This window comes from Paraliomyxa miuraensis, assembly GCF_026337845.1.
Classification (GTDB): domain Bacteria; phylum Myxococcota_A; class Polyangia; order Nannocystales; family Nannocystaceae; genus Paraliomyxa; species Paraliomyxa miuraensis.
On the sequence record NZ_JAOVZF010000163.1, the window covers coordinates 526,105 to 542,647 of the forward strand.

Genomic DNA, 16,543 nt, shown 5'->3' on the forward strand with positions numbered 1-16,543 from the left:
TCACGAGAGGGGCTCGAGCAGGAGCTCGCGCTTGCAATAGGGCCGCTCTGCGGCGATCCCTCGCTCGTGACAGTACTCCAGCAGTTCGTTCGACTCTACGAGCTGTGGTGACTCACTCGTATATCTGAGCCCCATCACGTGGCCGAGCCAGGGTTCTTGCCCCATCGCGTACACATGGACTTGCCTCGGCGAGAGCAGATCGATGATCTCCGATGCCCGGCGGCTGTTGGAGCCGCACAGGCGCCTCGATTGATCCATCTTCCGAGCGAGTTGCGCGAGGAGCATGGGGCCGTAGACCCAGCTCATGGGCGCCCCTTCGCACTCCATACCGAGGAACAACGCATCGAGCGGACCTATGATCTCCCCGAGCCTGCGGTACAACATCGGCTCGAGCGCGTTCGAGTCTGCCGCGACCACCGCGGTACGCCCGCGCAGCCGCACGTGATAGGCCAGCTTGGATCGAACATCGAGGTCGCCGTGCTCGCCGAGGAAGGGCAAGCCCAGGATCGCTCCCCCCTCGACCTCGAGCGACTCCAGCTCCTCGAGCTCCATCACCCGGGGAAAGCCCAAGTTCTCCAGCAGGAGACGCATCGACGGATCCTGCAACGAGCCGTTGCTCTTGGGAACTACGATGCTCTCGACCCGCGAACGCAGCTGCAGCAGCGTCTCCAGCATGAAGTGATCGGCATGCGCGTGGGTGATGAGGACATGGTCGATCTTGGCCGGCAAGTCGTCGTAGGTGAAGCGCGCGGGCTCGGCCGAGTACCGATAGCTCAGGGTGGGGTCCGTCAGTATGGCGAGCTCCTTGGACTCGATCAGCAAGCACGCATGGCCGAAGTAGCGGATTCGCACGCCGTCACCGTCGTAGCGGGACGCAGGAGGGGATGGCACATCTTCGGTGAGGAAGCTCCGCAGGAGCGGCTCCTTGTCTGCGCCCACTCCGAGCAGTTCCTGGAAGTGTCCCACCTTCGCGGGGCGGTGCCGTAGCGCGAGGATCTCGTCCACCGCGTCGCTCCGGAACGGCGTCCGAAGGAGGATGTTGTCCGACTCCTCGAGTCGAGGTGTGCTGAAGATGAAGGGACGCTCGTCGCGATCCATCCGCCACAGCAGCAGGCTCTGGGCCGACTCGCGATAGTGCTCGCTCCTGTAGAGCATTCTCTCGATGAAGCGCATGGACGGCTGGTTCCGAACATCGTAGCCGAGCTCGACATAGCCGCGAAGGAGCGCAGGAACCTTCGGGTAGAGCTCCTCGAGCGACATCCCCCGCGGGTGCTCGTTCAGCATCATGTCGAGCGCCTGCACGGCGGCCGCGAACTCGACCGACGGCGCCTCCTCCTGCTTGGTGACCTCGACCAGGCTGCGAACATCTCCCACCTTGTCGATGCCGTAGTTGACGTATGGGCCGCCGATGAGGTCGGGGTTCTTCATCGCAGCGACGTGAATCTGCGGGTGCGCCAGGAAGGACTGCATGATCTTGAGGTGTTGGATGACGTAGAGCGGCGCCGTGGCGGGCGCGACGAGATGAAGCCACGCGTACCACTGCGTGATCAGCGGCTCCATCACGACGTTGGGGCGAAGATAGAAGCTGCTAGTGGTCATCGTCATTCTGCGCTCCGATGTCTTGCCGGGGGTCATGCAGACATCCTCGAAGGAGTTCGGCGAGTCTCTCGACGAGGGGGGCGCGGATCATGCTGAAGTGGTTCCCCGGCGCTCGCATGACCTCGACGGGCCGCTCCACGAGGGCGCCCCACCCCCCGGTAGGATCCTGCTCGAACCAGCGCCAGATGCTCTCGCTCGGCAGTTCCTCGGGGCGTACGAGCACCACACGAATGCCGCCGAGTGCCTTCGGACGGTAGCGACTCGCCGCTTCCCAGTGGGCGGCGTATAGACCCGATGCGCGGCGCAGATGGACCATCGCGGGCTCGACCGGCAGGATGGCCGCTTCCTCACACCGCCGTGAGAGCGACTCGAGGCGCTCCTCGTCGGACTGCTCCGCGAGTTCGTCTAGATCCTCGGGTGAGAGGGACAACCCGAACTCGCGGGCGAGGAACGAACAGAGTGCGAGTTGATCGAGCGTTCCGTTACGTCCCGGACCAGGAAGCCAGGTATCCAGCAGGATCAAGCCAGACGGACACGCTCTCGAGTCGTGTAGCTGTCGCGCCATCTCGTAGGCAACCAACCCTCCGAACGACCAGCCCATGAGCCAGTATTCTTCGTTCGCCCGGATCCGTTGCAACGCATCCACGTAGCGCGTGGCCATCGCTACGACATCGCCGTGATTGAATGTGTCGAGATCGCTCAGTGCATGGAAAGCATGGAACGGTTGATCTCCGAGCGCGCTGGACAGCTCGCGGAACACTTGCGCCGAGCCTCCCATCCCGTGGACGCAGAAGATGGGTGGTCTGTCGCCAGCGCGAAGCGTGATCACGGGCGAGCTCGGCCGAGCGCCCGGATCTGCTCTCAGGACCGTGGCCAGACGCTCGATCGTCGGGTTTCCGAACAGCTCGACCAGTGGCAGACGCCGCCCAAGTCGACGCTCGACCTCGGCCGAGAGCCGCACGGCCAGCAACGAGTGCCCACCCAGCGCGAAGAAGTCATCTCGTATTCCAATCGAGTTCCGGCCGAGCAGTTCCTCCCATAGCAGAACGAGCTCCTGCTCGAGCTGATCCCGTGGCGGCACCATGCCGCGGCACACGGCCATGTCGTCCTCGGTGGGTACCGGCAGGCGCTTGCGATCGACCTTGCCGCTGACGGAGAGCGGTACGCTCGCAATCTCGACGAAGATCGAGGGCACCATGAAGTGAGGAAGGTGTCGCGCGAGGTGATCGCGCAGCTCTTCCGGATCGAGCTTCTGCAGGTCACGAGGAACGACATAGCCAACGAGCTGGGGCTCGTCCCTCCCGTCTCTTCGAACCACGACGACCGCCTGGCTCACGCCGGGGTTCTCGGAGAGCACGGCTTCGATCTCTCCGAGCTCGATGCGGACGCCACGAAGCTTGACCTGATGATCGGTACGGCCGATGAACTCGAGGGTTCCGTCGTCAGACCAGCGAACGATGTCCCCGCTCCTGTACATCCTCGCGCCGGACGACTCGGAGAACGGATCGGGCAGGAACCGCTCCGCCGTGAGTGCGGGACGATTCCAGTATCCGCGCGAAACCAGCTCTCCACCGATGTAGAGCTCGCCGCGAGCACCGATTGGCGTCAGCTGAAGGTGGTCGTCTAGCACGTAGGTCCGCGTTCCAGGCAGCGGCCTGCCGATGGATCCGTGCTTCCCTGCCGTGATCGCGCAACTGGTGGTGTCCACGGTGCACTCCGTGGGCCCATAGACATTGAACGCAGAGTGCCGCGTATCCCCTGCGAGTTGCTGCCATGTTACCTCGTCGATCGCCTCGCCGCCCACGAGGAGCACACTGGGGTGGGCTCGCTCGCCCTCGAGAAGACCGTGCTCGAGCAATGGAGCGAGCTGAGACGGTGTACAGTCGAGTACGTCGACTGCCCACCTGCTGAGCAGTGGCAGGAGTCGCTCGGGAACGTGGCGTGTCTCCTCGGGAATCACGCACAGCCGATCGCCCCTGAGCAACCGGAGCCACTGCTTCACCGAAGCATCGAAGGAGAGGGAGGCGTTGAGCGCAATCGACCGAGGACCGATCGCATCAGCATGGACGGTCTCGTCGAGAGCATCCAGGAGGCGAGCGGCGTTGCGATGCGAGACCATCACCGCCTTGGGCCGACCGGTCGACCCCGACGTGTAGAGCACGTAGAGGAGGTTGTCGAGATGGACACCCAACGCGACCCGGGCGCGAGGCTGCGCATCGCACTGCTCTGCGAGGTCTTCCAGGCAAACGGTCCTGGCCTTCGTACCCCCCAATCGGGCCGCAGTCGCGCGTGATGCAAGGATCACCGCGATCCCCGAGTCCGAGATCATATAGGCGAGACGCTCACGAGGCTGGAGAGGATCGAGCGGGACGTATGCCGCGCCAGCCTTGACAATGGAGAGCAACGCAACGACGAGGTCAATGCCACGGTCGAGGCAGATGCCCACGCGTGACTCGACCACCACTCCCATTCCTCTCAGCACCCCGACGAGACGATTCGCGCGATGCTCCAGCTCTCGATACGTGAGCTCGCCGTCGGCATCGACCACAGCCACGGCGTTCGGCGTCCGATCCACCTGTGCCTCGAACAACTCGTGCACACATGCGCACTGCGGATGCTCGGAGATCTCCGGACTCCACTCCACGAGCACGCGCTGCTCCTCCTCCGGCGTCAAGGAGGCGAGCTCCGAAAGGCGTCGTCTCGGGTTCGCGCCGATGCGCTCGACGAGCAGACAAAGGTGCTGCACCATGCGCTCGACCAAGGAGGCATCGAACAGATCCGCGGCGTAGCGAACGCTCCCCCGGAGGCTGTTGTCGTGCTGCTCGCCCACCGACAGCACCAGCTCGAACCGTACCGTCCCATTGTCCACCGCGACCGGATCGAGCACCAAGTCCCCGGTCCGTAGCTCCTCGAGCTGTGCGTTCTGCAGCGTGAACATCACCTGGAACAGTGGAGTGCGACCGAGATCGCGCGCTGGCGCCAGCGCCTCCACGACCTTCTCGAACGGGACGTGTTGGTGCTCGTATGCCCCCAGCACGGTGCTCCGGACACGCGTGAGGAGCTCGACGAATGTCGGGTCTCCAGATAGATCCGTCCTGAGCACCAGCGTGTTGACGAAGAACCCGATCAGTGGCTCGAGCTCGAGCTGGTCCCTGCCCGCGATGGGAGTGCCCACCGCGATGTCCTCCTGCCCGCAATAGCGGTACAGCACCACCTCGTACGCCGCGAGCAACACCATGAACAGCGTCGCGCCTTCACTCTGCGCCAGGCGTCTCAGCTCGACGGCGACGTGCGCGGGAACTTGCAACGGAACCTGCGCACCTCGGTGACTCTGCCGCTCGGGACGCGGCTGTGCCGTGGGAAGCCGAAGCGGCGCCACGGAGTCCAGCGTGCGCCTCCAGTACTCGAGCTCCCGGTCCAAGATCGGACCCGAGAGCCACCGCCGCTGCCAGTCCGCGTAGTCTGCGTACTGCACGGGCAGCTCCGGCAATGGAGAAGGCTCTCCGCGCGTGAATGCAGCGTACAGCACGGTGACCTCACGCATCAGAATCTCACTCGACCATCCATCGGTGATGACGTGGTGCATCGTCATCATGAGCACGTGCGTGAGGCTTCCCTGCCGGAACAGGCTGACCCGCATCAGCGGCTCGCTCGCCAGCGCGAACGGACGGCGCGCCTCGGCCTCGCAAGCCCGCCGAACTTCCTCGTTGCGCTCGTGGTCGAGCATGTGCGAGAGATCGGTGACGGCAATCTCGAAGCGCTCCACCGGCCGCAGCTGCGCGTGGCCCCTGCCATCCACCGTGACGATGCTCGTCCGCAGAACCTCGTGGCGGCGCAAGATCTCCTCGAACGATCGACTCAACGCGTCGATGTCGAGTGGACCCGACAATCGAAACACAGCCGAGATGTTATAGGACACATCTCCGGGCGAGAGCTGATCGATGAACCAAAGGCGCTCCTGCGCGAAGGAGAGTGAAGCCTCTCTTCCTCGCGCCAGCCGGACGAGAGGAGGCCGTCCGACTCCATGCGCACCCTCCTGGAGGGCGTCCACCCGCGCCGCGAGCCCCCGGACCGTGGGGCTGTCGAAGATGGCATGCAGCGGCAGATCAACGGCGAACACCACGCGGATCCTCGAGACGAGGCGCGTGGCGAGGAGCGAGTGTCCCCCCAGCGCAAAGAAGTCGGCCTCGGCATGCACCGAGGACGACGCCAGCACCTCACCGAAGAGCTGCACGAGGGTCTCCTCGGTCGGCGTGCAGGGCACCGCCATCTGCTCGTGCGCCGATGCAGCAATGCTCGGAGCTGGGAGCGAACGGCGATCGATCTTGCCGCTGACCGTGAGCGGCAATCGGTCGAGAATCACGATCATTTGGGGACACATGACCTCGGGGAGCCTCGCCCGTAGGTGGGCACGCAACTCGGCCGGACCGAGATTCGTCCCCTCTCGAGGCACGGCGTAGGCGACCAGCGTCTTACCCTCCGTAGCATCCTCCCGAGCTACGACCACTGCCTCGCTCACACCGGAGTGACGGGCCAGGACCGACTCGATCTCGCCAAGCTCGATCCGGTGCCCCCGAAGCTTGATCTGATGATCGACTCGCCCGATGAACTCGATGCTTCCGTCTGGAAGCCACCGTGCCACGTCTCCTGTCCGATACATGCGCTCGCCAGGCTTCGATGCGAATGGGTCCGGGATGAATCGCTCCGCCGTCACACCCGCGCGCTGCACATAGCCCCGTGCAAGTCCCACTCCCCCGATGCACAGCTCTCCGGGAGCACCAACGGGGAGGAGCTCTTGATGTCGATCCAGGATGTAGATCTTCGCGTTCCTCACCGGGCGGCCAATGGGAGTCGCCCGCGGTCGAGCCCCCCTTCGACCCACCGGATGCAACGTCGCACAGATCGTAGCCTCGGTCGGACCGTAGCCGTTGAGGATCCGCAGTTGCGGTAGCGCCTCCGCCATTCGTACCAGAAGCGGCTCGGGAATCGGCTCCACCCCCACGAGCAGCCGGCGCAACGACACTGGACCGCGACCGGCCTCGATCGCCGCCAACATCTGAGTCACCATGAACGGTGGGACGTATGCGCTCGTGATGCGAGTGCGGCCGAGCCACTCGATGAATGCCTCGGCGTCGGCGCGGAGCGGCTCCGGCACGATGTGCAGGGTGGCCCCCGAGATGAGCGCCGAGAACACCTCGTAGAACGCAACGTCGAAGCCAGGACTGGTCCAGAAGGTACACGCATCACCCACGCCGATCGGCACCCTTTGCTGGAAGTCCAACAGCAGGTTGACGACCCCTTCATGGTTGCACGCAACGCCCTTCGGTCTGCCCGTCGAACCAGACGTGTACAGCACGTAGGCCAGGCTGCTCGAGTTCACCCCCTTGCTTGGAAGGAACTCCCCTCTCTCGCGACACGCGGCAATCTCCTCATCGAGGCAAAGTACCGAAGTCTTCTCGCTCGAGACCGCCTGCATCAACGACCGCTGCGCGAGCACGATGGGCGCCCCGACATCCGCGATCATGAATCGGAGCCGCTCCCGCGGATGGCGAGGGTCCAGGGGAACACTCGCACCTCCCGCCTTTTGGATCCCCAGCAGGCCGATCACCAGCTCGATGGAACGCTCCGCACAAAGACCCACGGGCACCTCGGGTCCGACGCCAAGCTCCACGAGCCGACGGGCCAAGCCGTTCGCTCGTGCGTCGAGCTCCCGGTACGTGATTCGGAGGTCTCCATCCATCACCGCGATCGCGTCCGGGTTTCGCTCCGCCTGCTCTGCGAATCGCTCGTGAATACACTCGACCGTCCGCCCCGCTTCGGTGTCGTTCCACTCCACGAGCAAGCGCCGACGCTCCGCTTCGCCCACCATGGGAAGCTCGCGCATCGGTCGTTCGAGGCCCCCGACCATGTTCCGCAGCAACATGGCCCAGTGCTCCAGGATCTGCTCGGCCATCTCGTCCGAGAGCCGCGAGCGATCATGGGTGAGCCGCAACGAGATCTCCCGACCCGGAGCGACCGCTGCCGCCAACGGGTAGCTCGTCTCCTCGAGGATCTCGACTTCTTCCAGCGAGAGCTCGATCTGCTGCTCTGCGATTGCTTCCTCCACTGGGTAGTTTTCGAACACGAGGATCGACTCGAACAGGCCGTCGGACCGGGAGATGTCGCAGAGCTTCTGTACCTCCCACAGCGGGAGCGCCTCGTACTGGCGCATCTCCACCTGATCCGCGGATAGCTGCTGGAACCACGGCAAGAGCGCCTCATCGGGGAATACCTCCACTCGAACCGGGAGGGTATTGATGAACAGGCCCACCATGGTCTCCACGCCGGGGAGTTGGGCGGGGCGGCCAGAGGTAGTGCTGCCGAACACGACGTCTCGCTCGCCACCATAGCGGCTCAGCAGGATGGCCCACGCACCGTGTGCGAGCGTACTCAACGTCAAGCGGTGGCACCTCGCCAAGGCGGAGAGCGCCTCGCTCTCGTGCTGCGGTAGCTGCAGCCTGAGCGTTCGGCGTTGGGACGTTGCCGACCGGGGCCCCAAGAGCCCGAGAGGCGCCGGAACGACCCCCTGGAGCCGCTCGCGCCAGTATGCCCTCGCTCGCCCGAGATCCTGTCTCCTCAGCCACGCGATGTAGTCGCGGAACCGTCGGCGTCGCTCCGATGGAACCCGCTCGCCGCGCTCGAACGCCTGGAGCGAGGTGAACAGATCCTTCCAGAGCAAGGGCAGGGACCAGCCGTCGAGCAGGATGTGATGGTGGCTCCAAACGAAGACGTGGGCGTCCTCTTCGACCCGGGCCAGCAGCAGCCTCATCACCGGGGCCGTCGTCAGGTCGAACCCACGCCGCCGGTCGTCCTCGAGCTGGGCGCTCAGCGCAGCGCGCCACTGGGCCGTTGGCAACGCACGCCAGTCCTGCCGCTCGACGGGGAGCTGCACCCGTCGGTGCACCACCTGGGCCGGCTCGGGCAGGCCTTCCCAGTGGAAGGAGGTCCGCAGCATCGGCTGTTGCTCGATGAGGGCCCGAAATGCCTGCAGAATCTCCTCTCCGTCGCGTGTGCCCCGGATGACGCATCGGAATTGCTGCACATAGACTCCGGACCCCTGGTCTCTCTCGGAGTGGAACAGCATCCCCTGCTGCATCGGGGACAGCCCAAAGACATCCTCGACGTTCCGCCCATCGCCCACGAGGCGATCGAGCGCCGCCTGGTCGATGTCGACGAGCGAGAAATCCGACGGGGTGCATCCGCCAGCGTCATCGCGCAGGCAGTGGGCGATGATGGAGCGGAGGCGCTCCACGAAGTCGAGTGCGACCCGCTCGATGGTCGCTCGTGCGTGAATTGCCCGACTGAACGCCAAGCTCACCGAAAGGCATCCATCCTGCACGCCGCATCCGACGTCCAGGAGGTGGGCGCGGCGGTTTCGTTCGTCTCGAACTGGTACCGCGGAGCGCAGCGGTCGAAGCAAGGAGATCTCCGGGGTGGCCTCGCCGAGCTGCCCCATGTAGTTGAAGTTCACCTCGGGTGACGGCAGCGCTGCGAGGGTCCGCCGCGTCTCTTCGTCGCCCAGATACCGCAGGAGGCCGTGGCCGAGGCCTCGGCCCGGAATCTTCCGCAACTGTTCCTTGATGGACTTGAGCGTCTGGCCAAGATCCGCCTTTGGATCGACCTCCAGGGCGACGGGAAACAAGGTGGTGAACCATCCGACCGTTCGCGAGAGGTCGATGTCGTCGAACAGGTCCTCCCTTCCGTGGCCTTCGAGATCGACGAGGGCCCTGCGCCCGCCCGTCCATCCCGCGAGGGTCTGTGCGAGCGCGGTCAGCAAGACATCGTTGACCTGGGTGCGGTAGGCCTGCGGCACGCGCTGGAGCAGGGCCTTCGTGTCCTCCTGGGGCAGCTGCACCGCCACCCGCTCGATGGTCGCGACGAGGTTCTCGTGGTCGGAAGCAGCAAAATCCCTCGGGAGGCGAGGCGTCTCACCGGTGGAACGGCCAGCCCAGTGCTCCATCTCCCGGAGCAGCTCGTCCGAGCGTGCATGCACCTCGAGACGACGCGCCCACTCGCGAAAGGACGTCGTCTTGGGAGGGAGCCGCGCCCCCTCGCCTCGGGCGAGCTGCTCGTAGATCCTACAGACGTCTTCGATGAGGACGCGCCATGAGATGGCATCGACGACGAAGTGGTGCAAGACCAGCAGGAGCAACCCCGGGCGCCCCTCCCCTCGGGTCAGCCAGGTGACGCGCAAGATGGGTCCACGAGCAAGGCTGAGCCCTCGCTCCGACTCCGATGTTCTGGCCTCCAGCTCACGCTCTTGCTCGTGCTCGGAGAGCCCTGACAGATCGACACGCGCGAACGTGATGGAACTGTCCGTGTCTTCGTGCACTCCCCGCCACCCACCCGCCTGCTCGGAGAACCGCAGCCGCAAGGCGTCGTGGTGGGGGGGGAGCATCCGCAGGGCCTGCTCGAGGAGATCGATCTCGACGCCGCGCTCGGCCTCGAGCACGAGGGTCCAAGTGAAATGATCAGGGTCGTGCAACCCCGCGTCGAGGAAGAACCGATGCACGGGTAGCAGCGCCATGTCGCCCTCGACGAGCTCGGGCTGCGAGGCAGCGGTAGCACCTCGTTCTCCCGCGATGGCGGCGAGCGCCGCGACGGTGGGGTGCGCAAAGAACTGACGTGGCGACAGTGCAAGCCCCGCGTCGTTGGCACGCGCGACGACTTGGATGCTGAGGATCGAGTCACCACCGAGCTCGAAGAAATTGTCGTGAATACCGACCTCGCCCACCCGCAAGACCTGCTCGAAGATGCTGGTGAGCGCACGCTCCGCGTCCGTCCGAGGGGTCGCAACGTGCCGCTCCTCCTCCGCCGTCACGTCCGGGGCGGGCAAGCGACCGCGGTCCACCTTCCCGCTGGGCAACGTCGGGAGCGCATCGAGCAGGACGAACGCCTGCGGAACCATGTACTCGGGGAGCGTCCGGTGAAGGTGCTCGCGCAGCGCCGCCGCCCTCGGGCGGTCCGCTTCCGGAACGACATAGGCCACCAAACGCCGGTCCAGGAGCCCCTCGTCTCGCACGACCACGACGGCGTCGCGCACCGCGGGGTGCAGACCAAGGGCCGCCTCGATCTCTCCGATCTCGATGCGAAAGCCCCGAACCTTCACCTGATGATCGCGACGGCCGAGGAACTCCAGGGTGCCATCGGGCCGCCATCGCGCTCGATCTCCGGTCCGGTACATCCTCGCGCCGGGCTCGTCCGAGAACGGGCTCGGCAGGAATCGCTCTGCGCTCAGCGCCGGTCGATTCAGGTAGCCACGGGCAAGCCCGGCCCCCGCCACGTAGAGCTCGCCGGGCACGCCCATGGGGACGGGCCCAAAGTGACGATCGAGGACGTACGCCTTGACGTTCGCGACGGGACGCCCGATCGGGGGCGCCGCCTCGGCTCCCTCGACCTCGTACACGGTCGCCCAGATCGTCGTCTCCGTGGGACCGTACGCATTGAAGAATGAGCGCCCTGGACTCCAGCGCCGCGCGAGCTCGGACGGGCACGCCTCGCCGGCCACGATCACCGTTCGTAGTGCCGGCAGCGGACCGTGGGGCACCACCGAGAGCGCGGACGGCGGGAGCGTGACGAGGTCGATCTCTCGGTCTCGCAGCAGCGCTGCGAGCTCGGGGCCTGGTCTCGACTCCTCGCTCGAAGCGAAGTGCAGCTCTGCTCCCGATGCGATGGCCATCACGATGTCGAATATCGAGGCGTCGAATGCCAATCGGGCAAACTGCAGGATGCGACAGCCCCGCGCGACGCCGAACGTGCGCCGTTGCGCCTCGGCCAGGTTGACGACGCCACGATGCTCGATCTCCACCCCCTTGGGCTGCCCCGTCGACCCCGAGGTGTAGATGACGTAGGCAGTGCTCTGTGGCGGGATCGGGACGAGAAGCTCGTCGTCACTCTCCCCCGACGCGATGCTCGCCTCGACGTCGAGCGGGACCACGTAGGTGTCGAGGGCGGGCAGCTCGTCGATCAGATCCTCCTGGGCGAGGATCAGCATGACCCCACTGTCCTGGATCATGTAGCGGAGCCTCTCCAGCGGATGGGCCGGGTCCAACGGCACGTACGCCCCGCCCGCCTTCCAGATCGCGAGGACAGCCAACAACACGGCGGGAGAACGCTCCGCAAAGACACCGATGCGAGCCTCGGAAGCCACCCCGAGCCCACGCAGGTGATGGGCGAGTCGGTTTGCCCGCCGGTCGAGCTCCGCGTAGCTCATGGCCCCGTGGCTCCACACGAGCGCCCGGGCGTCGGGCACCTCGGCCGCGTTTGCCTCGAACAGGTGATGAATGTTCCGATGCGGCGGACGAGGCACCTCCGTCTCGTTCCAGTCCACGAGCACTCGTCGCACATCTGCCGCGCGCTCCAGCGTGAGCTCGGAGATGCGACGCTCCGGATGCATCGCCACATCCTCGAACAGCAGGGTCAGGTGAAGGAGGAATCGCTCCACCGTGGCTCGATCGAAGATATCGGTGTTGTACTGCACCGCGACGTGGAGCCCGTGCGCATCTTCGGTGAACGACACCCACAGATCCACCGTGATCCTCGGCACGGAGATCGGCTCGGGACGGATGGACAAGCCCGACAGCGTCACCTCCGGGGTCGCGACATTCTGGAGGACCAAGATCACCTGGACGAGCGGCGCCCGGCTCGGATCCCGCCGCGGAGCGAGCTCGTCCACGAGCTTTTCGAACGGGACGTGCTGGTGCGCGTACGCCCCCAGCACGTCCCGCTGCACCCGTGCGATCAGCTCGCGGAACGTGGGATCACCACTGAGGTCCGTGCGCAAGACGAGGGTATTGATGAAGAATCCGATGAGCCCTTCGAGCTCCGCATGAGTTCGACCCGCAATGGGCGAGCCCACCGCGATGTCCTCTTGATCCGAGAGGCGGCCAAGCAGCACCTGGAACGCGCCGAGCAGCACCATGAAGAGGGTGGCGTTCTCGGCCCGCCCGAGCGCCGTGAGCCCATCGAGCACGGCCTTCGACAGCCGTGTCTCGGCGGACGCGCCCGTGAAGCTCTGGACGGGCGGGCGGGGGCGTGCCGTCGGAAGTTCGAGCGGGCTGAGGTCGGCGAGCTTCTCCCTCCAGTAGTCGAGCTGCCGCTCGAGCAGCTCACCGTCCAGCCAACCCCTCTGCCATAGGGTGTAGTCGGCATACTGGACCGGAAGCTCGGGCAGCGGCGACGGAAGACCCGTGTCGAATGCCACGTAGAGCGCGGCGACCTCTCGCACGAGCACGGCGGCGGACCACCCGTCCGACACGATGTGGTGCATGTTCACCACGAGCACCTGGTCCGAGCCGGAGAGGCGTAGAAGCCTTGCGCGCCACAGCGGCCCACGCGAGAGCTCGAAGCAGCGCTCGACCTCCTCGAGGCACAGTCGTCTCGCCTCGGCCTCGGGGTCGGGAGCGGTCGATATGTCGACCACCGGCAGCTCGAATGGCGAGGGTGGGTGGATCCGCTGGCAGGGCTTGCCCTGCACCGTGTCGAACGTGGTGCGCAAGACCTCGTGCCGGCGCTCGATCTCCTCGAATGCGCGGCGAAGCGACTCCACATCCACACGCCCCCTCAGTCGAAGGGCGGTTGGCACGCTGGAGAAGATCTGCCCGGGCTCGAGCTGATCCATGAACCATAGCCGCTGCTGTGCGAACGACAGCGGCAGCGCTCCATCCCTGGGTGCCCTCGTGATCGGAGGCACGGCCCCGCCGCTCCCCTCCGCACGCAGGAGCTCCCGCAGGGCCTCCTTGCGACTCTTGAGACTCGAGAGGAGGTCGGGCGTCAACACTCCTCTTGGCGCACGGTAGCGCACCGTCGAGCCCTCGAGCCACAACGAGATGCCCACAGAGCGAACACGACGCAGAAGCTCGAGGTCGTTCATAGCTCTCCTTCGTCGACTTCGGTCGGATCGGAGCTCGGTCCACCTCGCTGGGCCTCCAACGTCTCGATTCGCTCGGCCAGTCCCATCACCGTGGGCGCCTCGAACAGCGCGAGCAACGGCACCTCTACCCCCAATGCAGCCCGAATGTGGGCGACGACGCGTGTCGCCAGGAGCGAATGGCCTCCGATCTCGAAGAAGTTCTCGTCGCGCCCGACCTCATCGACCCTCAGCACGTCGCACCAGATCCGAGCGACGATGACCTCCATCGGAGTACGCGGTGGTTCGCCTCGGCCAGTACCAGCGCCGGTTCCGGGCTCGGGTAGTGCCCGGCGATCCACCTTGCCACTGGACGTCTGCGGCAATTGGTCGAGCACGACCAACGCCGAGGGGATCATGTAGTCGGGGAGCCGTGCGCTCAGGTACTCCCGCAGCGCTCCCAGCTCGCCCGGATCCCCATGCGTGTCGGCGCCTCCCTCCTGCGTCACCCGAGGCACCAGATAGGCGACGATGCGTGCGTCTCCTGGCGAGTTCTCGCGAAGCACCACGACCGCGTCGCGCACCACCGGATGCTGTCGCACGACACCCTCGATCTCACCAAGCTCGACCCGGTATCCCCGAATCTTCACCTGATGATCACGCCGCCCGAGGAACTCGATGTCTCCGGTGGGCATCCTCCGGCCGAGATCGCCCGTCCTGTACAGGCGGGCCCCGGGCTCATCCGAGCAGAAGGGATCGGGAAGGAAGCACTCCGCCGTCTCGGCGGGACGGCCAACGTAGCCGCGCGAGACCCCCACTCCTCCGATGTAGAGCTCGCCGGGAACCCCCACCGGAACGGGCTCGAGGTTGGTATCGAGCACATGGAGCCGCATGTTGGCGATCGGTCGCCCGATGGGAACCGGCCCGCTGCGGGCACCTCCCCCCGTCGCCTCGTAGGTGCAGCAGCCCACGACCGTCTCGGTCGGGCCATACTCGTTGATGACTCGCACTTCGGGCGCGTGCTCGCCGAGGAACGAGATCTGTTCCCACGAGAGTGCCTCGCCCCCCACGACGAGCGCCTTGGTGCCGGCTCGAGCTTCGTGCGCCGACAGGATCTGGCTCAACAGCTCCAAGTGGAGCGGGGTGATCTTGACGAGACTGAACCCACTCGACTTACGGAGGGCTCTGGACATGCCCTCGAGGTCGCCGTCCTGCGGAATGATCACCACCTTTCGACCTGCCAGGAGGGGGGCGAAGAGGCTCGTCACGCCCAGATCGAACGCCACCGAGGAGTGGACCGGAGCACCTGCGCCTCCAGCAACGTCGTACTCGCTCGTGCACCAGTCGAGGTAGTTGCACAGCCCGCGATGCGTGACGACCACCCCCTTGGGGCGCCCAGTCGAGCCAGATGTGTACATGATGTACGCAGCGTTGTCCGCTCGCGCATCGGAGCAAGGACCTCGATCGTCGCTCGCATTCACGAGCAGGGCCGCCCCATCGACGCACACAACCTCGACCGTCGCCTCGGGGAGCACCCCCAGCAGGTGGCGCTGGGCAACCAAGTGTCGCGTACCGGTGTCCTCCAGCATGAAGCGAAGACGCTCCTTGGGATGACTCGGATCGAGCGGGACATACGTTCCCCCCGCCTTGAGGATGCCCAGGAGCCCGATCAGCAATTCGAACGATCGCTCGACGAACAACCCGACCGACACCTCCGGTCGTACCCCGCGAGCCCGCAGCAGGTGAGCGAGGTGGTTGGCTCGGCGGTCGAGCTCTTGGTACGTGAGCCGAGCCTCGCCCAGCTCCGCGACCACGGCATCCGGCGTCCTGCTGGCTTGCGCCTCGAAGCGTTGGTGCACGCACCCCTCCCCGAGCGGCCGCCTCGTGTCGTTCCATTCGACCAGCAGGCGGTCCCTCTCCGCGGGCCGGAGCAGCGGGAGTGCTTCCAGCCGCGTCGAAGGCTCGGCCACGATGCCTTCCAGGAGCACCACGAAGTGCCCCGCCATGCGGGCGATCGTCTCCTCGTCGAACAGGTCCGTGCTGTACTCCAGCGTGGCTTCGACCACGCCATCGATCTCGGTGACGAACAGCGTGAGATCGAACTTGGTCATCGTGCTCTCGATCGTGCGAGGCCGAATCGAGAGGTCAGACGCCCGAGGGGGAGAGCTCGGCGTGTTCTGAAGAACGAACGCGACCTGGAACAGCGGAGAGCGACTGAGATCGCGAGCCGGCGACAGCTCTTCCACCAGGTATTCGAAGGGCAGCTCCTGGTGTGCATAGGCACCCAGCGTGACCTCTCGAACGTGCTCGAGGAGCTCCAGGAACGTCCATTGCCCCGAGAGCGTCGTGCGAAGCACCAGGGTATTGACGAAGAAGCCGATCAGGCCCTCCGTCTCCGCTCGGGTGCGGTTGGCGATCGGCGAGCCGATCACCAGGTCCTCCTGTCCCGTGTATCGGTAGAGCAGCGTCTGGAACGCCGCGAGCAGCGTCATGAACATGGTGACGCGTTCACGACGACACAGCGCATGGAGCTCGGTCGACAGCTCGCTGCCGATCGACACGGGCAGCGCCGCTCCGCGGTGACTCCGGACGGGCGGACGGGGCCGATCGATCCTGAGGTCGATGGCAGGAGGGGCCCCCGCGAGCCGCTCCTTCCAGTAGGCGAGGTGAGCATCGAGCACGGCCCCCGAGAGCCACGACCGCTGCCAGATCGCGTAGTCGGCGTACTGGATAGCGAGCGGGGGCAAGGACGGCTCACGCCCGCAGGACAGCTCCGCGTAGAGCGTGCTCAGCTCCCGGGTCAGCACGGCGGTGGACCAGCCATCGGAAGCGATGTGATGCATGGTGCACAGCAGCACGAACGACTCGTCTCCGAGGCGAAGCAACCGCGTCCTGAGCAAGGGGCCCTCACGGAGATCGAAGGGACGATCCAGCTCTTCGATGCACTGGCTCCGCACCATCACTTCTTGCCGAGAGCGGGGCCACTCGCGGAGGTCTTCCATCGGGATGTCCCACGCCACCGGGGGATGCACGTGCTGGATGGGAATCCCTTCGCTC

The 16,543-nt window shown here is 65.8% G+C and carries 3 protein-coding genes (1 of these 3 cut by a window edge); all 3 read right to left on the bottom strand.

Going from position 1 to position 16,543, the window contains the following annotated elements; translation table 11 throughout:
• Tightly spaced (each overlapping or abutting the next), the 3 genes in view from OEB96_RS42310 to OEB96_RS42320 form a layout consistent with a single transcriptional unit that may run on beyond the window.
• Window positions 1-1,605, bottom strand: a complete 1,605-nt coding sequence (locus OEB96_RS42310; RefSeq protein WP_323137492.1) for an MBL fold metallo-hydrolase — start codon at window positions 1,603-1,605, stop codon at window positions 1-3.
• On the bottom strand, window positions 1,589-13,510 hold the full coding sequence (locus OEB96_RS42315) for a non-ribosomal peptide synthetase (RefSeq protein WP_266222647.1): 11,922 nt from the start codon (window positions 13,508-13,510) through the stop codon (window positions 1,589-1,591). The genes OEB96_RS42310 and OEB96_RS42315 overlap by 17 nt, the downstream gene beginning before the upstream one ends.
• Window positions 13,507-16,543 carry the 3' portion of a type I polyketide synthase gene (locus OEB96_RS42320; RefSeq protein ID WP_323137494.1) on the bottom strand. 15,734 nt of this gene lie beyond the right edge of the window, so the window shows 3,037 of its 18,771 coding nt (coding positions 15,735-18,771); its start codon lies off the right edge, out of view — the gene reads right to left on this strand; its stop codon occupies window positions 13,507-13,509. The genes OEB96_RS42315 and OEB96_RS42320 overlap by 4 nt, the downstream gene beginning before the upstream one ends.